18 protein-coding genes are annotated in these 20141 nt (G+C 73.8%); 6 read left to right on the forward strand and 12 right to left on the reverse strand.

Annotation, left to right across the window (positions count from 1 at the left end):
- Window positions 1-38: 38 nt before the first annotated feature.
- Window positions 39-2270: a chromosome partitioning protein gene (locus tag O7613_RS26580; protein WP_282290598.1), complete on the reverse strand. Its 2232-nt coding sequence runs from the start codon at window positions 2268-2270 to the stop codon at window positions 39-41.
- A gap of 74 nt (window positions 2271-2344) precedes the next feature.
- Window positions 2345-3343, reverse strand: a complete 999-nt coding sequence (locus O7613_RS26585; protein ID WP_282290600.1) for a diacylglycerol kinase family protein — start codon at window positions 3341-3343, stop codon at window positions 2345-2347.
- 122 nt (window positions 3344-3465) lie between these two features.
- On the opposite strand from O7613_RS26585, the gene O7613_RS26590 reads away from it, so the two are divergent.
- The 3 genes from O7613_RS26590 (at window position 3466) to purD (ending at window position 7234) form a co-directional block, all read left to right on the forward strand.
- Entirely contained in the window at window positions 3466-4755 is a 1290-nt protein-coding gene (locus O7613_RS26590; protein WP_282290602.1) for an adenylosuccinate synthase, read from the forward strand.
- Between the two features lie 225 nt (window positions 4756-4980).
- Window positions 4981-5904 (forward strand): type IV toxin-antitoxin system AbiEi family antitoxin domain-containing protein, encoded by a 924-nt coding sequence (locus O7613_RS26595; protein WP_282290605.1) that lies wholly within the window; start codon window positions 4981-4983, stop codon window positions 5902-5904.
- Between the two features lie 82 nt (window positions 5905-5986).
- Window positions 5987-7234: a phosphoribosylamine--glycine ligase gene (purD, locus tag O7613_RS26600; RefSeq protein WP_282290607.1), complete on the forward strand. Its 1248-nt coding sequence runs from the start codon at window positions 5987-5989 to the stop codon at window positions 7232-7234.
- A 215-nt stretch (window positions 7235-7449) separates the two neighbouring features.
- Here purD and O7613_RS26605 read toward each other — a convergent pair whose 3' ends face one another.
- The 4 genes from O7613_RS26605 to O7613_RS26620 form a co-directional block, all read right to left on the reverse strand.
- A complete protein-coding gene (locus O7613_RS26605; RefSeq protein ID WP_282290609.1) occupies window positions 7450-8952 on the reverse strand; it encodes a N,N-dimethylformamidase beta subunit family domain-containing protein in 1503 nt (500 codons plus the stop codon).
- A 72-nt stretch (window positions 8953-9024) separates the two neighbouring features.
- The gene (locus O7613_RS26610; RefSeq protein WP_282290611.1) at window positions 9025-10590 is read right to left on the reverse strand and encodes an AMP-binding protein; all 1566 of its coding nucleotides are present in this window, start codon (window positions 10588-10590) and stop codon (window positions 9025-9027) included.
- Window positions 10591-10695: 105 nt separating this feature from the next.
- Window positions 10696-11910: an acyl-CoA dehydrogenase family protein gene (locus O7613_RS26615; RefSeq protein WP_281585654.1), complete on the reverse strand. Its 1215-nt coding sequence runs from the start codon at window positions 11908-11910 to the stop codon at window positions 10696-10698.
- 2 nt (window positions 11911-11912) lie between these two features.
- The gene (locus O7613_RS26620; protein ID WP_281585653.1) at window positions 11913-12365 is read right to left on the reverse strand and encodes an SCP2 sterol-binding domain-containing protein; all 453 of its coding nucleotides are present in this window, start codon (window positions 12363-12365) and stop codon (window positions 11913-11915) included.
- 67 nt (window positions 12366-12432) lie between these two features.
- Here O7613_RS26620 and O7613_RS26625 point away from each other — a divergent pair, with 67 nt between their 5' ends.
- Complete coding sequence (locus O7613_RS26625; protein ID WP_281585652.1) at window positions 12433-13071, forward strand: TetR/AcrR family transcriptional regulator; 639 nt, start codon at window positions 12433-12435, stop codon at window positions 13069-13071.
- Here O7613_RS26625 and O7613_RS26630 read toward each other — a convergent pair.
- Window positions 13046-13726: a DedA family protein gene (locus O7613_RS26630; protein ID WP_282290613.1), complete on the reverse strand. Its 681-nt coding sequence runs from the start codon at window positions 13724-13726 to the stop codon at window positions 13046-13048. The genes O7613_RS26625 and O7613_RS26630 overlap by 26 nt on opposite strands.
- A 160-nt stretch (window positions 13727-13886) precedes the next feature.
- On the opposite strand from O7613_RS26630, the gene O7613_RS26635 reads away from it, so the two are divergent.
- Together O7613_RS26635 and O7613_RS26640 are read left to right on the forward strand one after the other, a co-directional pair.
- On the forward strand, window positions 13887-15029 hold the full coding sequence (locus O7613_RS26635; RefSeq protein ID WP_282290615.1) for a histidine kinase: 1143 nt from the start codon (window positions 13887-13889) through the stop codon (window positions 15027-15029).
- Window positions 15026-15775, forward strand: a complete 750-nt coding sequence (locus O7613_RS26640; protein WP_348775387.1) for a response regulator transcription factor — start codon at window positions 15026-15028, stop codon at window positions 15773-15775. The genes O7613_RS26635 and O7613_RS26640 overlap by 4 nt, the downstream gene beginning before the upstream one ends.
- Here the strand turns inward: O7613_RS26640 and O7613_RS26645 are convergent.
- The 5 genes from O7613_RS26645 to O7613_RS26665 all read right to left on the reverse strand — a co-directional run bounded on the left by O7613_RS26645 (window position 15705) and on the right by O7613_RS26665 (window position 20063).
- Window positions 15705-16322 (reverse strand): DedA family protein, encoded by a 618-nt coding sequence (locus O7613_RS26645; RefSeq protein WP_281585649.1) that lies wholly within the window; start codon window positions 16320-16322, stop codon window positions 15705-15707. The genes O7613_RS26640 and O7613_RS26645 overlap by 71 nt on opposite strands.
- A gap of 25 nt (window positions 16323-16347) precedes the next feature.
- A complete protein-coding gene (locus tag O7613_RS26650; RefSeq protein ID WP_282290618.1) occupies window positions 16348-17610 on the reverse strand; it encodes an adenylosuccinate synthetase in 1263 nt (420 codons plus the stop codon).
- Entirely contained in the window at window positions 17607-18566 is a 960-nt protein-coding gene (locus tag O7613_RS26655) for a hypothetical protein (protein WP_282290620.1), read from the reverse strand. The genes O7613_RS26650 and O7613_RS26655 overlap by 4 nt, the downstream gene beginning before the upstream one ends.
- Window positions 18567-18576: 10 nt before the next feature.
- Window positions 18577-19227, reverse strand: a complete 651-nt coding sequence (locus O7613_RS26660) for a serine/threonine protein kinase (RefSeq protein WP_282290622.1) — start codon at window positions 19225-19227, stop codon at window positions 18577-18579.
- Window positions 19228-19328: 101 nt separating this feature from the next.
- The gene (locus O7613_RS26665; protein WP_282294619.1) at window positions 19329-20063 is read right to left on the reverse strand and encodes an NUDIX domain-containing protein; all 735 of its coding nucleotides are present in this window, start codon (window positions 20061-20063) and stop codon (window positions 19329-19331) included.
- Between the last annotated feature and the right edge of the window lie 78 nt (window positions 20064-20141).

Genomic DNA, 20141 nt, shown 5'->3' on the forward strand with positions numbered 1-20141 from the left:
GACGGCCGGCCCCGCCGCGGGCCGGCCGTCGCGCCGTCCTACAGACCTTCCGCCACCGACGCGGCGATCTTCAGCCAGGCGTCCCGGGTGGCGGCGGAAAGCTGCCCGTACCGCAGCGGCTCGCCGGTGTCGATGAGCCGCTCGTACGGCGCCAGCAGCACCGCCCGGGTGCGGGCGGCGAAGTGCGCCTGGATGGCCGGCAGGTCGATCTCCTTGCGGGACGGCGGCATCGAGACGACCGTCACCGCCTGCCGGACCAGCCGTTGCCGGCCGCTCTGCTCCAGATGGTCGAGCATCCGGGCGGCGGTCTCGGCCGAGTCGTTCCGCGCCGACATGGTCACCACCAACTGGTCGGTGGCGTCCATGGCGGCCTGCCAGTTCTGCGCCCGGACGTTGTTCCCGGTGTCCACGAAGATCAGCTTGTAGAAGCGACTGACCACCTCGCGGATCTCGGCGAACGCGGCGGCGGTGAGCATCTCGCCGCCGGTCGCCGACTCGTCCGAGGCGAGCACGTCGAACATCCCCTCGCCCTGCGAGCGGACATACTGCGACAGGTCCCCGACCCGGCCGTGCGGGCCCTGGAACTGGGCCAGGTCGCGCAGCATGTCCCGCACCGTGCGGGCGTGGAAGTCCTGCTGCGCCCGCATCCCGAGGGTGCCCTGGGTCTCGTTGTTGTCCCAGGCCAGCACGTACCCGCCGCGTTTCTGGCCGAATGTCATGGCGAGCAGCAGGATGGCCACCGTCTTGCCGGCGCCGCCCTTGGGGTTGACCACCGTCACCTGGCGCAGCCCGCCGAAGTTGCGGCGGACCATCTCGATGTCGCGCTTCATCTCCTGCTCGTGCCGGCCGGGCGCGAGCCGGACCAGCCCCATCCGGTTGACCACCGCGCGGACGCCCATGGTGGCCACCGGGTCGACCGGCCGGACCTGACGTCGCCGGGCGAAGTCCTCAGCCGTCGGGGGCACCGCCTGCTGCGGGGTCCAGCCGGGCTCCGGGTACACCCCGGGTGGCAGGGCGGGCTGTTGCGGCGGTCCGGCCTGCGGGGCCGGTCCGGCTTGCGGCGCGATCCCGGCCTGCTGCGGCATCCCGGCTTGTGGCGCCGGTCCGGCCTGTGGCGGCATCCCGGCATGCGGGGGTACGCCGGGCTGTGGGGGCATCCCGGCTTGTGGGGGCACGCCGGGCTGTGGGGGCACCCCGGGCTGTGGGGGCATGCCGGCCTGTGGCACCCCGGGCTGCGGTGGCCAGCCGGGCGGATACCAGCCCGGCTGGCCGGGCTGCGGCGGGTAGGCGGGCGGGGGGTAGGCCGCGTCACCGCTGTACGCCGGCTGTTGCATCGGCACGCCGGGTGACGGCGGGAACGGGCCGAGTCGGTGCGGGTTCTCCGTGGACGGCGCGCCCGGCCCCGCCGAATGTGGCCCGTCCAACGGCACGGCCGTGACCGACCCGGAGCCGACGATCGGTCCCGCGCTGATCGGTCCCGCGCTGACCGGTCCCGCGCTCACCGGGCGGGTGGTGGATGGGCCGTTCGCGGTCTGGCTGCCGGCGGGGGAGCCGGTGTCCGTCATTCCGAGCGCGGCCGATCCGTGCCCGGTGGAGCCGCCGGTGGCCGGGGCCGGCGCGGTCGGCCCGGCCCATGTGGCGTCGTGGAGCGGCGGGTATGCGGCCGGGACGGCGCCGCCGGGGCCGGTCGGCTGGCTCGGGACGCCGGGACGGGCCGGTGCCCCGACCCCGTCGGTCGGCTCCGCCGCACCCGTGGCCTCGGCTGTGGGGCGCTGCGGCGGCTGTGCCCACGGCGACGCGGCCCGCCCGTTCGCCGGAACCTCGCCACCGACGCCAACCGCCCGGGCCGCGGTCCCGTCGGGGTCGGCCGTCGGGCCGCCCGAACGACCCGCGGCCGGCGTGGCCCCCGGGACCGGGCCGGGTGCCGTGACGGCCGGAAGCTGATCGGTCGCGCGTGGCGGGGGCGCGTCGGGCATGAACGGCAGGTTGACCTCGACCGCCTGCTGCGGTGACCCACCGTTGCTCGTGCGGCCCCCCTCGGGCACGGGGGTGATCTGCGACGGCGGCACGGGGGTGACCTGCGGCGACGGTGCGGGGGCGTCGGCCGGTGGAAGGGGCCACGGTGGCACAGCCGGCTGGGCCGGTGCCGCCCACGGCGGGGCGGTGACCACCCCGTCGATCTCCTCGGGCGGCCAGAGCGGCTCGACGTCCCGCTCCGGCACCTGCGGCCCGCCCGGCACGTGGGCCCGGTCGTCGTTCTCGTGCGCCACGATTCCTCCCCATCCCTCCCGCCGAGAATAGGCGGTCCGGCCAGCCGGGCGATCCGGGTGCGGATCGATAGCGGTCAGCCCGTCCAGACCGCCCAGGCCCCCGGCTCGGTCCACCAGGACCGCTTCCGGCTCAACTCGCCCTCGACGCCGTCGTCGAGGAAGGGCACCTTCCCGTCGCGGGGCACCACCGCCACCGCCCGGCCCCGGGCCCGGCGTACCTCAAGCCGGACCTTCTTCCGGCCCAACGCGGATCGGGTCACCACGGGCACGGCCACGCCCACCGCCAACCGGCCGTCGGCCGGGTCCGGGTCGGCGAGCAGGGCCACCTCACCGAGGCGCGCGTACCCACCGGCGTTGCCGATCGCGCAGGCCGAGATCGGCTCGGTGCCGTCGCTCAGCACCGCGCCGTCCACCTCGACGCGGGCCCGCCAGTGCAGCGGGCGGCCGGCGTCGTCGGCCGCGCCGAGCAGCGCGCCGTCGAGCGTCACCGAGCCGCCGTCGTTGCGCAGCAGGTCCAGCCGGCGCGGCGTACCGTCGAGCACCGCCGCGGCCACCGCCGCCGGCTCGCGCGGCAGCCCGAGCTGCGCGGCCAGGTCCCGCGCCGACCCGGTCCGGGCCGGATCCAACGGGAGTACGCCGACCGGCGGCAGATCGGGCAGTGTCCGGTTCTCCGGCAGGTCGGGCGGTCGGCGGCTGGGCGGCGGAGCGTACCGGCGCACCAGCCGGCGCAGCACGGCGCGCAACTGACCGTCACTGGCCGTGGCGACGATCAGTCGGGTCTTGCCGTCGGAGTCCGGCCAGGCGAGGCCGTCTTCGCGGGGCGGACCGTCGAGGCGGGCCAGCACCTCGTCGATCTCCGCGTCCGACCGGGCGGTCACCGTGGTCACCCGGGCACCGCGCGTGGTCAGCCCGTCCGCGCAGGCCAGCACCGGTACGCGCGGTGTCTCGCAGCGTTCGGCGTCGGGCGTGGCGGCGGTGTCGTCCGCGCCGCTGCAGCAGGCTCCGCCGCTGCCGCAGCCCCCACCGGGAGCGTCCCGCTCCGAGCCGAGCGTGAGCAGCACCACGTCGTACACGAAGGAGCCTCCTGCTTCTCGACGAACCCCTGCCGGTCCGGTCGTCACTACTTGTTAGCCTGACACCCCGGGCTCGCCGACCGGTCGCCACCTGGCACCCGAGCCTTCTGGAGGCGGAAAAGATGCCAGCGATCGTGCTCCTCGGCGCCCAGTGGGGCGACGAGGGCAAGGGCAAGGTTACCGACCTGCTGGGTGAGCGGGTCGACTACGTCGTGCGCTACTCCGGCGGCAACAACGCCGGCCACACGGTGATCACCCCGGACGGCCAGAAGTACGCGCTGCACCTGATGCCGTCCGGCGCGCTCTCCCCGAGCGCGATGATCGTCATCGGCAACGGCGTGGTGGTCGATCCGAAGGTGCTGTTGCAGGAGATCGACGGGCTCGCCGAGCGGGGCGTGGACGTCTCCCGGCTGCGCATCTCCGGCGACGCGCACCTGATCATGCCGCACCACCGGGGGATCGACCGGGTGGTCGAGCGCTACCTGGGCAGCTCCCGCATCGGCACCACCGGCCGGGGCATCGGCCCGGCATACGGCGACAAGGTCGCCCGGATGGGCATCCGGCTTCAGGACCTGCTCGACCCGGGCATCCTGCGGAAGAAGCTGGAACTGGCGCTCCGGGAGAAGAACCAGCTCCTGTTCAAGATCTACAACCGCAAGGCGATCGACGTCGACGAGACCGTCGAGGAATACCTCCAGTACGCCGAGCGGCTGCGGCCGTACATCGCCGAGACCCGGGTGATGCTCTGGGACGCCCTGGACCGCGGCGAGACCGTGCTGCTGGAGGGTGCCCAGGCCACCATGCTGGACATGGACCACGGCACGTATCCGTTCGTCACCTCGTCGAACCCCACCGCCGGTGGGGCGTGCGTGGGCGCGGGCATCCCGCCGACCGCCATCACCAAGGTGATCGCGGTGAGCAAGGCGTACACCACCCGGGTGGGCGCGGGCCCGTTCCCCACCGAGTTGTTCGACGACAACGGCCGCCACCTGGTCAAGATCGGCCACGAGTACGGCACCACCACCGGCCGGGAACGCCGGGCCGGCTGGTTCGACGCCGTGGTGGCCCGGTACGCGTGCCGCCTGAACGGCGTGACCGACCTGGTCGTCACGAAGCTGGACGTGCTCACCGGCCTGCCCAAGGTGCCGATCTGCGTCGGTTACGAGATCAACGGCGAGCGTTTCGACGACATGCCGATGACGCAGACCGACTTTCACCACGCCACGCCGATCTACGAAGAGCTGGACGGCTGGTGGGAGGACATCACCAAGGCCAGAACCGACGATGAGCTCCCGGAGAACGCGAGGCGCTACATCGCAAGAATCGAGGAGCTGACCAGAACGCGCGTAAGCGTGGTCGGCGTAGGCCCAGGCCGAGAAGAAAACGTCCAACGCCACCCCCTCCTCCCCTGACACCCGCCGCCTCACCCGGCCACACCCGGCCACACCCCGCCTCACCTCGTTGATCATGAAGTTAGCGGCAGTTGCGTAGATCGACATCGCCGCTAACTTCATGATCAGCCGGGCTGGGGTGGGTGGGTGGGTGGGGTGGGTTGTCCACAGGGTGGGGCCGGTTATCCACAGGGGGTTGGTTCGGGCTGGGCATGCCGGGAGGCTCGGTGGGTGGAGCGCGTTTGGGTGGTCAAGCAGATCGCCAGGGAACAGGGTGGGGTTGTCACCCGTGACCAGGCGTTGCGGGCCGGCTTCAGTCGATTTGAGATCGACAACCTGCTCAGGGCCGGTCGATGGCGGCGGCTTGCTCGGGCGACGTACGTCGTCGAGCCGTCGGCCGGGTCCGACCTGGCCGAACGACGTCGCCGGATTCGAGCTGCGCTGCTTTCGCTCGGGCCGGAGGCGCACGCCGTTCTGGGGACCGCCGCCGAGCTGCACGGAATCGCCGGCCTTCCGAGGATGGCGGCGATCCATGTCGCGTTGCCGGGCCGCTCGGCCCGACCGGCCCGGGTCGGGGATCCCGCCGTGGTCCCGCATCAGTTCGACCATCCTGACGGCGAGCTGACGACGGTCGACGGCATTCCGGTGACGGTTCCGGTGCGTACCCTCGCGGATCTTGTTCTCCGGGAGCGCCGATATCCGGCCGTCGCGCTGCTCGACTCGGCGCTGAACCGTGGGAAGGTCAGCGAGGACGACCTGCGGGCCATGCCTGCACTGTTCGCGCGCCGGCGGGGCGCGGTGGCGGCTCGCAGTCACCTGGTGGAGGCGAATGGCGCGGCGCAGTCGCCGCTCGAGACCCGGACCCGGCTCCGTTGTGTCGATGGTGGAGTGCCGCCGGACATCCTCCAGGTGGAGGTACGTGACGCCGACGGGCACCTCCTCGGTGTGGGCGACATGGGCTGGCGAAGTGCCCGGGTGATCGCCGAGGCGGACGGCCGGGATCCGCACACCGCTCCGACGGCACTCTTCGAGGATCGGCAGCGGCAGAATCGCCTCGCCAACGCCGGGTGGACCGTGCTTCGGTTCACATGGCCCGACACCCTCCGCCCCGACTACATCCCCCAGGTCGTCCGCGATGCACTTCGCACCCGTACCCGGCTTCGATCATGAGGTTGACTGCGAATTCGATCTCACATGTTGCCGTCAACTTCATGATCGACGGGGTGAGGGTGGGGGTCAGTAGGATGCGGGCGTGCGGGTTCTTCTTGTGGGTGGTGGAGGGCGGGAGCATGCGCTCGCGCTCGGGGTGGTTGCCGATCCGGCCGTGTCGGGGGTGGTCGCGGCTCCTGGGAATCCGGGGATCGGCCGGGTTGCCTCGCTGCGGGAGGTGAACCCGACCGATCCGGCTGCGGTGGCGGCGCTCGCCGTGGAAACGGCGGCGGATCTGGTGATCATCGGTCCCGAGGCGCCACTGGTGGCCGGCGTCGCCGACGCGGTACGCGCCAAGGGCATCGCCGTGTTCGGCCCCGGCGCGGAAGCCGCCCGCCTGGAGGGCTCGAAGACGTTCGCGAAGGACGTGATGACGGCGGCCGGTGTGCCGACCGCGCGCGCGTACACCTGCACCGACGCGGCGGCCGTGGCGCGGGCGCTCGACGAGTTCGGCGTGCCCTACGTGGTCAAGGACGACGGGCTCGCCGCCGGCAAGGGCGTGGTCGTCACCGAGGACCGGGCGACCGCCGAGCGGCACGCGGCCGAGTGCGGCCGGGTGGTGATCGAGGAATACCTGTCCGGCCCCGAGGTGTCGCTCTTCGTGGTGACCGACGGCGAGGCGGCGCTGCCGCTGCTGCCGGCGCAGGACTTCAAGCGGGTCGGGGACGGCGACGCCGGGCCCAACACCGGCGGCATGGGCGCGTACACGCCGCTGCCCTGGGCCCCGCCGGGCCTGGTCGACGACGTGATGCGGGACGTGGTGCACCCGACGCTTGCCGAGCTGCGCCGCCGGGGCACGCCGTTCGTCGGCCTGCTCTACGTGGGCCTGGCGATCACCCCGTCCGGCCCGCGCGTGATCGAGTTCAACGCCCGCTTCGGCGACCCGGAGACCCAGGTCGTGCTGGCCCTGCTGGAGACGCCGCTGGCCGGGCTGCTGCACGCCGCCGCCACCGGCACGCTCGGCGCGCACCCGCCGCTGCGCTGGCGCGACGGCGCGGCGGTCACCGTCGTGGTCGCGGCCGAGGGCTATCCGGAGCGCCCGCGTACCGGTGATGTGATCACCGGCGCGGACCGCGCCGGGATCATCCACGCCGGCACCCGCCGGGACGCCGACGGCACGTTGCGGTCCGCGGGCGGCCGGGTCCTCTGCGGTACGGCGACCGGCCCGGACCTGGCCGCCGCGCGCGACGCCGCCTACGAGTTGGTACGCGGCGTCGAGCTGGACGGCGCCCACCACCGCACCGACATCGCGGCGGCGGCGGTGGACGGCCGGATCACGATCCCCGGCTGACCCGAACGGCGGGCGGCCGGCGGTGGCCCGGGGTGGACGGCCGGCGGCGGACCGGACGGCCGGTGGCTGGCGGCGGCCCGAGCTGGACGGCCGGCGGCGGCACGGGCGGACCGGACGGTCCGTGGCCGGCGGCGGCCCGAGCTGGGCGGCTGGGGCTGGGCGGCTCGGGGTGGCCTGGGCGGACCGGACGGCCGGCGGTCGGGAGGGGCGAGGGGTTACGCCGGGGCGGCCCGGTCCCGGCCGATCATCCGGTCGAGCACGTTCGCGGTGGCCCGCTCGATCCGCGGGTCGCGGTGCCCGCGCCGGTTCAGCGCCATGGTCCAGCCGAGCGTGCCGGTCGCGAAGACGACCGCGCCGCCGGGCGTCTCGTACAGGTGGGTGCCCTGGACCCGCCGGCCGCTCTGCCGTATCGGATACGGCGAGGCGCTGAGCAGGACGTCCTCCACGTGGGCCGGGGGTTCGAGCCGCCGGTTGAGGCCGTCCGCCTCGCCGGCCACCACCCGGGGGATCCGGTCACCGTCGGCCACGCCGGTGCCGGCCCACACCCAATGGTTGGCCGAGCGCACCACGAGCGGCTGCGGGGTCAGCACGATGCCGTTGAACTGCACGCCGATCAGCGCCTGTTCGGGCCGGTCGAGATCACGCCACCGCACCGTCGGGCCGGTGGTGACCTCGGCCGGATCGGACCAGTCCTTGGCGCAGGCGACGAGGCGTTCGGGTCGGCCGTCCGGGGTGTGCGGCATGCGGGCGTGCCAGTAGACGCTGTTGGCGCCGAGGTACGCGAGGCTGGTGCCGTCGGCCCGGGCGGTCTCCGTCGCCCGGCGCATCTCCGCCGACCAGTATTCGTCGTGCCCGCAGAAGACCAGGCCACGGTGCCGGGCCGGGTCGAGCCGGCCGGAGTGCAGGTCGAAGCTGGTGGCGTAGCTGACGTCGTAGTGGTTGCGCTCCAGCCACTGGATCGCGTCCTGGTCGCGGTCGAAGTGGATGGGCAGGCCGGCGTCGGCGTACGGACGGTCGAAGGAGACCGTGCGTGCCCGCAGCGCCGGGTCGCGCCGCCCGTCGGGGGTGTAGCCGTTGTAGAGGCTCGTGCCCGAGCGCCGGTCGCGGGGCCACTGGTTGTACGCCTGCCAGGTGGTCACCGGCAGCACCACGCAGAGCGCGGCGGTTCGCAGGTCGTCCCGCACCACGAAGGGGGTGCACGCCCGCCAGCCGGCGGCCGAGGTGAAGACCGCCACGTAGAGGCCGGAGACCCAGCTCTCGGGCACGCGCAGGCGCCAGGACACCGGCCACCGGCAGTCGAGCGCGCCGTTCGCCGGGTCGGCCGGCGGCACCGGCTGCGGCACGCCGTCCAGTTCGGGACTGGAGAGCAGCGTGCGGGCGCCCGCGCCGGCGTACCAGCCGATGCGGTGCACGCTGACGTGGAACCGTCCGGCCGGGTTGACCGCGACGTGGAAGTCGATCGACTCGCCGGGGGCGACGCTCGTCGTCGAGGCGTACCCCTGGATCTGCCGCCGCCGGTCGTCGGCGGCCCGGCCGCCCTGCGAGGGCCACCAGGGCTGGCCGGCCGCGCGGTTCTCCACCTCGACGGGCGGGACGTGCCGCCGGGTCGGCCGGATCTCCCGGTGCTCGCCGAGCACCGGGTCGATCGGGCTGACCGCGGCGACGGACGCGCCGCCGAGGAGGAGGCCGAGCGCGGTGCGTCGGCGGAGTCGGATCACCGTGTAGTTCCCCCGTTTCCCGAAAAACCAGGGGGAAAGTAACAGCGACGTCCGTCCTCTGTGGTCCGCCGATCAGCCGAAGTATCGGCGCAATTCACGACTCAGCACCTTGCCGGTGGCGTTGCGCGGCAGGTACTTGACGAAGATCACATCGCGCGGCACCGAGAACCGGGCCAGGTAGCGCCGGACGTACTCGCGGACCGCCTCCGGGTCGAGCGTCTCGTCCGGGCGCAGCGCCAGGAACGCGGCCAGCCGCTGCCCGTAGTCCGGGTCGGGCACGCCGATCACGGCCACCTCGCGGACCTGCGGCAGCCGGGCGATCAGATCCTCCACCTCGGACGGGAAGACGTTCTCCCCGCCGGAGACGATCATGTCGTCCGCCCGCCCGTCCACGAAGAGCAGGCCGTCGGGGTTCAGCCGGCCGAGGTCACCGGTGTCCAGCAGGCCGTCCCGGCTCTCCCGGCCGGCGCCTGACGTGTAGCCCTCGAAGAGCATCTCGTTGCCCACGAAGATCCGCCCCACCCGGCCGTCCCGGACCGGCTGACCCATCTCGTCCACGATCGCCAGTCGGGTGCCGTGCGGTGGCCGGCCGGCCGTGGTGGGCGCGGCGCGCAGCTCGACCGGCCCGGCGATGGACGCCCAGGAGACCTCGGTCGAGCCGTACAGGTTGTAGAGCACGTCGCCGTAGCGGTCCATGAACGCCGTCGCCAGGTTGCCCGGTAGGGCCGAGCCGCTGACCGCGACCACCTTGAGCGGTGGCCGGGACTGCGGCGGCGCGACCTCCATCAGCCGTTGCAGCATCACCGGTACGGCGAAGAGCGCGTCGCACGGCTGCCCGGCCAGCGCGGCGAGCGTGGTGGCCGGGTCGAAGCGGCGGTGCAGGACAACCGTGGCGCGCAACGCGAACGAGACCTGGAGGGCGGCGTACCCCCAGGTGTGGAAGATGGGCGCGGCGATCATCACGACGTCGCGCGTGTGCAGCGGGATCCGGTCGATGATGGACACCAGCGGGCCGAAGCCGTGCGGGGTCGGGCGGCGGGCGCCCTTGGGCGTGCCGGTGGTGCCGGAGGTCAGCACGATGGTCCGGCCGTCCCGCTCCGGCGGCTGGAGCTGATCGCCGGGCGCCGCGCAGGCGATCAGCTCCTCGTGCCGCCGTTCGTCGACCCGGGCCAGCCCGGCCGGGAGACCGAGGACACGGTCGGCGAACTCGGTGTCGTGCACCAGCGCCCGCAGGTCCTGCTCCTGGGCGACGGTGACCAACTGCGCCGCGGAGAGGCCGGTGTTGACCAGGACGGCGTCCGCGCCGAGCAGCATCGTCGCGACGATCGCCTCGACCAGCCCGTGGTGGTTGCGGCAGAGCAGACCCACCCGGTCCCCGGCCCGTACGCCGAGGGCGGCCCGCAGGGAACGGGCCAGCCGCTCCGACCGGTCGAGGAGTTCCTGGTACGTCAGCGCGGCGCCGTGCTCGTCCACCACGGCGACCCGGCCGGGGTCACGGGCGGCGGCCTGGCGCAGCTCCCCGGCGAGGCTCCAGCCCCACCGGCGCAGCGCGTTCAGTTGCGAGGCCACCCGGATCGGGTGGCCCGGGGTGAGCAGACCGCGTCGGGTCAGCGTGGTGACGATGAACGGCAGGTCCACGGCGCAGCCTCCTTCGCGTACGTGGCTCCCGGTGGTGAAGCGGCCGACCCGGCCCGCGACGGTGCCCGGCACGGCGTGCCGTCGCGGGCCGGTCTCCGGCGGTGATCAGCGGATCTGCATCCCGGAGATCGCCCGGGAGATGACCAGCCGCTGGATCTCGGAGGTGCCCTCGAAGATGGTGTAGATCTTGGCGTCCCGGTACCACCGCTCGACCGGGTGGTCGCGCAGGAAGCCCGCCCCGCCGAGGAGCTGGACCGCCCGGTCGGTCACCGAGACCGCCACCTCGCCGGCCTTCAGCTTGGACATCGAACCCTCGCCGGCGGTGAACGGCCGGTTGTTGCGGCCCATCCAGGAGGCCCGCCACACCAGCAGCCGGGCGGCGTCGATCTCCATCTTCATGTCCGCAAGCGCGAACGCGACCGCCTGGTTCTCGATGATCGGCCGCCCGAACTGCACCCGCTCCTTGGCGTAGTCGAGCGCGTACTCGTAGGCGGCGCGGGCCACCCCGAGCGCCTGCGCGCCGACCGTCGGGCGGGACAGCTCGAACGTGCGCATCGCCGCCTGGCCGGAGGCGCGTTGACCGGTGCGGGCCCGGGCCAGCCGCTCGTCGAGGGCGTCCTTGCCCCCGAGCAGGCAGCGGCCCGGCACCCGGACGTCGTCGAGGAAGACGTCGGCGGTGTGCGAGGCGCGCAGCCCCAGCTTGCGCAGCTTGCGGGTGGCGGCGAGGCCGGGGGTGCCCGGCGGTACGACGAACGCGGCCTGCCCGCGCGAACCCAGCTCGGGTTCGACCGAGGCGGTGACCACGTGCACCCCGGCGATGCCGCCGTTGGTGGCGTACGCCTTCTGCCCGTTGAGCACCCACTCGTCCGCGGCCTGGTCGTAGACGGCGCGGGTCCGCATCGACCCGACGTCGGAGCCAGCCTCCGGCTCGGTGGTGCAGAACGCGGCGACGGCCGGGGAGTCGGCGTCGCCGAAGCACTGCGGCACCCACTCGACGAGTTGGTCCGGGGTGCCGGCGCCGTAGATCCCGGCCACCGCGAGGGCGGTGCCGAAGATGCTCAGGCCGATGCCGGCGTCGCCCCAGAAGAGTTCCTCGCTGGCGATCGGCAGGGAGAGGCCGGTGGGGTCGGCCCAGCAGGTGGCGAGGAACTCGAACCCGTACAGGCCGACCTTCGCCGCCTCCTGGATGACCGGCCAGGGAGTCTCCTCCCGGGCGTCCCACTCGGCGGCGGCCGGGCGCACGACCTCGGCGGCGAAGCCGTGCACCCAGTCGCGAAGGTCCCGCTGTTCCTCGTTCAGGTCAAGCGAGAACTCGGCCACGGTCAGGCCTTGGGCATGTCGAACAGGTTGGCGATGTTGGCGGCCAGGCCCAGGTCGCCCTTGGCCTTCAGCTTGCCGGTCATGAACATCATCACCGGGTTGGCGCCGCCGGTGACGATCTTCAGGAACTCGACCGGACCCATGGTGAGGCTGAGCTTCGGGTCGCGGGTCGGGGTCTCCAGAACGGTGCAGGTGCCGTTCTCGATGATGATCTCGTAGGTGTCGGTGCCGCCGTCCGGCCGGCCGGTGATGTTCCAGTGGATGACCGCGTTCGTGGCGCCGGCGCGGTCGGCGCGGAACAGCGTGGGCATCCGGCTGAAGACCTCGCTGAGGATCTTGCCGCGCATCTCACCGGACATGATCTCGGCGATCTTGTCGTCCGGGGTGGACTTGACCAGCTGCGCGAACTCCTTCGGGCCGACGTTCGCGAAGGTGGCCGGGTCGAAGTCAGTCATGGGGAAGGCACCTCTCGACTTGGTTACTCTGGCGTAACCCTACGCACGAGTAGGTATGCTTGCAAGGGTGTCCAGCACACCGGCGTTCAAGCGCCTGCCCCGCGCCGTACGCGAGCAGCAGATGCTCGACGCGGCGGTCAAGGTCTTCTCCCGTCGGGGCTTCCACGCCGCCAGCATGGACGAGATCGCCGACGACGCCGGCATCTCCAAGCCGATGGTCTACGCCTACCTCGGCACCAAGGAAGAGCTCTTCATCGCCTGCCTGCACCGCGAGGGCACCCGGATGATGGAGGCCATCGCCGGGGCCGCCGCCCCCGACCTGCCCGCCGACGAGCGGCTCTGGCGCGGGCTGCGCGCGTTCTTCGGTTTCGTCGGCGAGCACCGGGACGGCTGGGCGGTGCTCTACCGGCAGGCCCGCGGCTCCCAGCCGTTCGCCGGCGAACTCGCCACCATGCGCGGCCGGCTGGTCGAGGTGGTCGCCGGGATGCTCGACCACGCGCTGCGCACCTCCGGCCGCGAGGTCGGCGCGACCGACCTGGAAGTGGTCGCGTACGCGCTCGTCGGCGCCAGCGAGTCGCTCGCCGACTGGCTGGCCGACCACCCGGAAGCCGACGCGGAGAAGACCGCCACCCGGATGATGAACGTCGCCTGGCTCGGCGCCGACCAGCTCCTACGCGGCGTCACCTACCACCCCGCTGGGGGGTAAGGAGGGGCCCCTTCTTAACGCTTTCGGTAGAGGCGGGGGCCCCTTTTAACAACCGCGCCGAACGGCGGCGGTTCCGTGACCAGCGCACCACCTCCACCACCAGGGTCACGGTGAGGGCCAGCCCCAGCCCGAACAGCAGGCCGCGGATCGGATCCTGCTCGAAGGCGAGCCCGCCGAGATAGCCGACCGACGCCGAGTAGGTGCCCCAGGTGGCGGCGGCCAGCGCGTCGAAGGCGAGGAACCGCCGGCGGGGGAACCGGGTCGCGCCCATGGTGAGGGTCACGGCGGTCCGGCCGCCCGGCACGTACCGGGCCACGGTGAGGATGAGGCCACCGCGTACCGCGATGCCCCGCCGGGCCCGGTCCACCGCGATCCACCGCCGGCTGTCCCGGGGCAGGCGATCCAGCAGCCGCGCGCCGCCGTGCCGGCCGATCGCGTACGAGACGTGGTCGCCGACAAGCGCGCCGAGCGCGGCCACGCCGATCACCAGCGGCAGGTCGGGCTGGCCGGTGGCGGCGAACACGCCGGCGGTGATGACGGCGGTCTCGCTCGGTACGACGGGGAAGAACCCGTCCACCACGGCGATGGTGAACAGCGCCAGATAGACCCAGGGCGAGGAGATCGTGTCGTGGAACAGGTCGAGGACGGCATCCATGACGTCGATGCTGGTGCCGCCGGCGCTCGGCGGAATCTGTCGTCGGTCGGCCGCGAGGGTCCACTTTCGTCGCGCCGTACCCCGAAGTGGTCTAGGGGTCGGCACCCAACCCTCCCCGAGCCCGGTCCCGTCGCGGACCGGTCCGGCCTAGGCTCGCGGGGTGACCACCTGGAGGGGTGCCGTACGGCGCGTCGAGCCGCACCTTCCGGTGCTGCTGGCCCTGACGGTGGCCGCCGCGACCTGGGCCTCGGCGACCGGCGGGCTCGGCGTCCGCGCGCCGCTGCCGGGGGTGGTGGTCCTCCTGGTCGCGCTGGCCACGGGCGCCGCGGTGCTCGCGTCACGTCCCTGGGTGCTACCCGCCGTGGCCGCCGCGAGCTGGCTGCTCCTGGCCGCCTGGGCGCCCGTCGTGGTCGCCTCCTGGCGCGCCGGCGTCGGCCTGCGGGGTCGGCCGCTCGCCGCGTACCTGCTCGGGACGGTTCCCGTCATGCTCGCGTCCGTGGCGGTCGGCGGCGCGATGGGCGGCGAACGCCGCCTGGTCGTCGCCACCCCGGGCAACGCGGTGCTGTTCTACGCCTGGTTGGTGATCGCCCCGGCGGTGGCCGGGCTCTGGATCGGGGCCCGCCGGGACGCCCTGGCCGCCCTGCGGGACCGGGCCGACCGGCTGGAGCGCGAGCAGGAGGCGCAGGCCGAGCGGGTACGCGTCGAGGAACGGGCGCGGATCGCGCGGGAGATGCACGACGTCGTGGCGCACCGGGTCTCGCTCATGGTGGTGCACGCGGGCGCGCTTGAGGTGACCACCGCCGATCCGGCGACCGTCGAGGCGGCGGCGTTGATCCGGTCCACCGGCCGGGCCGCCCTGACCGACCTGCGCGAGGTGCTCGGCGTGCTGCGCCAGGGGCCCCCGCTGCCGTCTCCCGGCTGGGACGCGGTCGACGACCTGGTCCGCGAGTCGCGCGCCACCGGACTGCGGGTGAGCCGGGCGGACGAGGGTACGCCCGGGCCGGTGCCGGGCGCGGTGGCCCGGACCGTGCACCGGGTGGTCCAGGAAGGGCTGACCAACGTGCGGAAACATGCCCCGGACGCGGCGGTCGACGTGCGCCTGCGGCACCTGGCCGACCGGATCGAGGTCGCCGTCCGCAACGATCCGTCCGACCGTCCCGGCCCGGTCCTGCCCGGTGCCGGGCTGGGCCTGGTCGGCCTGCGGGAACGGGTCGAGTTGACCGGTGGGCGGCTGACGGCCGGGCCGACCCCGGCCGGGGGGTTCCTGCTGTGCGCGCTGGTGCCGGTCGGGGAGCCGACGTGATCCGGGTGGTGATCGTGGACGACGAGCAGCTCATCCGGGCCGGGCTGCGACTGATCCTGGAGGCCGCGCCGGACATCGCCGTGGTCGGCGAGGCCGCCGACGGGGCCGAGGGGGTGACGGTCGCCGAGCGGCTGCGGCCCGACGTGGTGCTGCTGGACGTCCGCATGCCCGGCGTCGGTGGGCTGGCCGCGGCCCCGGCGATCGTGGCCGTCGGGCCGAAGGTGGTCATGTTGACCACCTTCGACCTGGACGAGTACGTGCACGAGGCACTCCGCGCCGGGGCGGTCGGCTTCCTGCTCAAGGACACCCCGCCCCGGGAACTCGCGGACGCCGTCCGGACGGTCGCCGCCGGCAACGCCATGCTCGCGCCGACGGTCACCAGGCGGTTGATCAGCTCCTTCGCCGAGCGGGGTCCGGCGCGGCGGGAGGCCGCCCGGCAGCGGCTGGCCCAGCTCACCGAACGGGAGGCGGTGATCGTCCGGGAGGTGGCCCGGGGGGACGGGAACGCCGAGGTGGCCCGCCGGGTCGGTGCCAGCGAGGCGACCGTGAAGACGCATGTGAGCCGCGCGTTGGCCAAGCTCGGCGTGGCCAACCGGGTGCAGCTCGCCATCCTGGTCCACGACGCCGACCTGCTGGAGGATCCGGTCAGCGACGGGTGGCGGCCCGGCGGGCAGGTCAGCGACGGGTCGCGGCCCGGCGGCGGACTCGGCGGCGGGCCCAGCGGGCGGCCTCGAACAGCCCGGTGAGCGCCAGCGAGATGCCGACGCCGGCGAGCAGCCCGGTGAGCGGGTTGTGCTCGAAGGCCAGGCCGCCGAAGTAGCCGAGCAGACCGCAGTAGGTTCCCCAGGTGCCGCAGGCCAGCGCGTCGTAGGCCAGGAACGAGCGCGGCGGGTAGCGTACCGCGCCCATGGTGAGCGTGACCGCGGTCCGGCCGCCGGGGACGTACCGGGCGGTGGTCAGGATCATCCCGCCGCGCCGGTCGACCGCCCGGCGGGCCCAGTCGGAACTCGCCCGCCGCCGGCTGTCCGCCGGTAGGCGGGCCAGCCGGTGTGCACCGCCGCCGCGTCCGATGGCGTACGAGACGTGGTCGCCGATCAGCGCGCCGAGCGCGGCGGTCACGATCACCGCCACCAGGTTCGGCTCGCCGCCGGCCGCGAAGACGCCCGCGGTGATCACCACGGTCTCACCCGGCACCGCCGGGAAGAACGCGTCGACCGCCGTGGCCGCGACGATCACCAGGTACACCCACGGTGAGGTCACCGTGTGGTGCAGCAGGTCGAGCACGTCCCCCATGCCTCCCATGCTCGACGGTGGGGTGTTAGGCGGGGGCCCTTCCTATACAAAAAGCGTTAACAAGGGCCCCCGCCTTCGCTTCAGCGGTGGGGCCGTGCGACGTCAGCAGCACGGGGGCGCCGAGCGCCTCCTCGACCGCCGCCGGCCAGTCGGCCGGCGCCTCGTCGAGCACCGGGCGCGCCCGCATCAGCCGCGCGGTGAGCGCCGCCTGCCGGTCCAGGTCACCGGGGCGGCCGGGGACGAGCCGGTCGGGGCCGTCGGCGTAGCGGCGGCAGATCCGCAGGGCCGGGCCGGCCAGGTCGAGGTGGGTCAGGGCCAGCCCGTCCACGCCGCCGGCCACCGCAAGCGCGTACCTGTGGGCGACGGCGTCGAAGTGCCCGAACCGGAACCGGCCCTGCCAGGCGTTCGTCGGGTTGCGCGGGTCGGTGAACGGCAGCGCCGGGTCCTCGGTGACGAGCGGCCCGGGGCCGTGCCGGGTGGTGGTCACCCGCAGCACCCCGAGCCGCTGGGCGGCCCCGGCCATCCCGGCCTCGGCGAGCAGCGCCTCGGCGTTGGCGAACGTCGTGGTGCTCCACGTCGTGTACGGGTGGAAGCCGTGCCACTCGTCGAGCAGCACCCCCTGCGCCCCCTCGAAGACACAGGTGCCGGCACGCAGCGCCCCGGCCAGCCAGGTCCGGTCGACGATCGCCACCCGGTCGGCGAAGGCGGCGTACGCGGGCAGGCAGTCGGCGACCGGCGGCGCGTCGAGCGGCCCGAGTTCGGCGGTGAGCCGGTCGCGCAGCGCGGCGAGCCGGCGGCGCAGCACCGCCGGCTCGCGGCAGTCGGCCACCCGGGGCGCCTCGTCGGGGTGGGCGAGGCCGTACGCGACGGCCTCGCCCACCCCCAGCCCGCAGGAGCCGTGCCGGTCGGCTCCCCGGGCGATCTCCCGGGCCCGGTTGGCCGCCCGGTGGTACGGGGTGGCCAGCAGCGCCTCCCCGTCCACGGTCAACCGGTCGAGCGCGTCGGGCACCCCGACCGCCGCGAGGTGGTCGGCCTCGGCGGCCAGCGCCAGCGGGTCCACCACCACGTGCCGGGCCAGGTGCGTCCGTACGCCGGGGCGGAACGTCCCGGCCCCGAACTGCGCGAACGTGTGCGCCCGCCCGTCGCGCAGCACGACGTTGTGCGCCGCCTGCGCGCCCCCGTTGAAGCGCACCACCGTGTGCACCGGCCGGGTGGCGCAGAGCAGGTCGACGACCGTGCCCTTGCCGGCGTCGCCGTAGCCGAGGTCTACCACCATCACGTGGTTCACAGCCGGGTGACCCCGCCCTCGCCGTCGGTCGGGGTGAACGGCAGCGCCGCCACCGCGCGCCGGTCGCCGCCGAGCCGGGCGAGCGCCCGGGAGACGGTACGGGTGGCGGTCGAGCCGGTCCGGTTCAGGTCGTCCAGGCCGGTGTCCAGGTCGATGGCCTGTTCGCCGAGGCCGACGATGAGCGCGATGGTCTCGCAGACCGCGTCCAGGTCGTCCAACTCGACCGCGTTCTGCCCGAGCAGCCCGCGCCAGAAGTCGAGCACCTTGCGGTTGCCGGCGTGGGCGGCGCCGGTGGGGAGCAGGTGGTAGGTGTCCCAGCGGGCGGTCACCTCGTCGACGACCTGCCGGATCGGCAGGTCCTCGACCCGGCGGTCGCCGATCAACTTGGCCACCTCCCGCCCCTTCACCCGGGGGTAGGCCAGCTCGTCGCCGATGACGAACAGGTAGCCGCGCCGGCCCCGCTTCGCCCAGCTGTCGGTGACCGTGTGCCGGGCCATGAAGTACAGCGCCAGCTCGTACGACTCCATCATCTGGCCGCCCCCGCCGCCTTCCAGCACGATCCGGCCGAGGTCGTCGTCCATCCGGTTGTCGGACTCGAACTGCCCGATCTGCAACGGCACCCGGTCGCAGGTGGCGTCGCCGATCGCGCCGAACATGACCTGCGGGTCGCGGGCGTACCCCTGGCGGAGCAGCAGGCCGAGCAGCTGCGGCAGCTTGCCCTGGAGCACCCGGGGCACGTGGCCCATCGAGCCGGTGACGTCGAAGAGCACCGCGATCGGCGTCGACTGCGGGTGTTCGGCGGAGTCGCGGCTCTCCCGCGTCGCGCCGCGCGGGTCGAGCGCGGGGTGCACGGTCCGCGCCCCGCTGTCGCTGTAGGAGAAGGCGCTCCGGCCGGTCTTGCGCCGGTAGCTGTCGGCGGCGTCGTACACGTCGGTGGACCAGATTCCGCTGCCCATGGCAGCCTCCCTAGGGGTTGAGGGTGAAGGGTCGGAAGGTGCGTGGCCCGTAGAGCCGGTCCAGCACCTCGTCGAGTTCGCGGAGCAGCCGCCAGGCGTCGTCCGGCCGGGCGGGCAGCGCGGGCTGCCGGCAGCCGGCGGCGAAGGCGCGCAGCTCGCGCGGCGCGCGGTCGGCCATCAGCCAGGTCAGGCAGCGGGCGGCGAGCGCGATGTCGGTGCCCGGGCCGCAGGGCCGCTTTCCGGTGACCTCGGGCGGATACCAGTCGGCCATGTCGGTCACGAGCGCCGGCACCAGCCCGCCCGGCTCGGTGGCGAAGCACCAGTCGACGAGCACCAGGCCGTGCGCGTCCGGCTCGATCAGCACGTTCCGGGGTAGCACCGCGCCGTGCACCACCCCGGCCCGGTGGGCGAGGCCGAGCGCGACGAGCAACCGCCGCCACATCCAGGCCGCGTCGCGCGGGTCCACCCCATCGGGGTACGCCCGGCGCACGTCCTCCAGGCTGTGCAGCCCCGGCACCGTCTCCAGCACGTTGACGATCAGTTCCGCACCGGTGGCCGGGTCGCGCACCGGATAGGAGTCGACCAACCGTGGCACGTACGCGAGGTGCCGCGGGTCCCCGCGCTCGGCGATCCGTCGCAGGGCGCGCGACTCCCGGCGCATCAGATCGTTGTCGCTCGGGTGCCGTGGTGCCTTGAGCTGCCGGTGATAAGCGGGGCCCCCGCCTATACCGGAGGCGTTAAGCGGGGCCCCCGCCTTGCACCTCATCGGAGGAGGGCGGGGTGGAGGAGGTGGGCGGCGGCAGCGCGGTAGAGCTTGGCGCGGGGGCCGCCCCGGGCGCCGCCGCGTTCGGTGCTGGCGCCGGTGGCCTCCACGAAGCCGGGCACGGAGAGCACCTTGCGGTGGAAGTTGCCGGCGTGCAGCGGCTGACCCCAGACCGTCTCGTAGACCGCCCGCAGCTCGGTGATGGTGAACTCGGGCGCGAGGAAGCGGGTGGCGAGCGGGGTGTATTCCAGTTTGGACCGGGCCCGTTCCAGCCCGTCGTCGATGATCCGTCCGTGGTCGAAGGCGAGCTGCCGGCTGCCCAGCGCGGTGACCGGTAGCCAGGCCGCGTCGGCGGCGTCGGTGTCGGCGACCGGGTCGGGCAGGTCGGGGGCGAACGCCAGGTGGGCGATCGAGACCACCCGCATGCGCGGGTCGCGGTCCGGCGTGCCGTAGCTGCCGAGCTGTTCCAGGTGCACCCGGCGCAGCCGCTCGCCGCCGAGCCCGGTCTCCTCGGCCAGCTCGCGCCGGGCGCCGTCGGACAGGTCCTCGTCCGGTCGGACGAAGCCGCCGGGCAGGGCCCAGTGCCCCGCGTAGGGAGGTGCGCCCCGGCGGATCAGCAGCAGGTGCAGCGCGCCCTCGCGGATGGTCAGGGCGACCACGTCGACGGTGACCGCGACCGCCGGGTAGTCCCGGGGGTCGTATCCGGCGAGGAAGTCCTGCTCGTTCACGACGATTACCTTCTCATCTTGAGAACAACTCAATCTGAGAACAACTTAACGCACGAGAGAGGGGACCGCAAGGTCCCCTCTCTC

Origin of the sequence: Micromonospora sp. WMMD975 (assembly GCF_029581215.1) — a bacterium.
Classification (GTDB): domain Bacteria; phylum Actinomycetota; class Actinomycetes; order Mycobacteriales; family Micromonosporaceae; genus Micromonospora.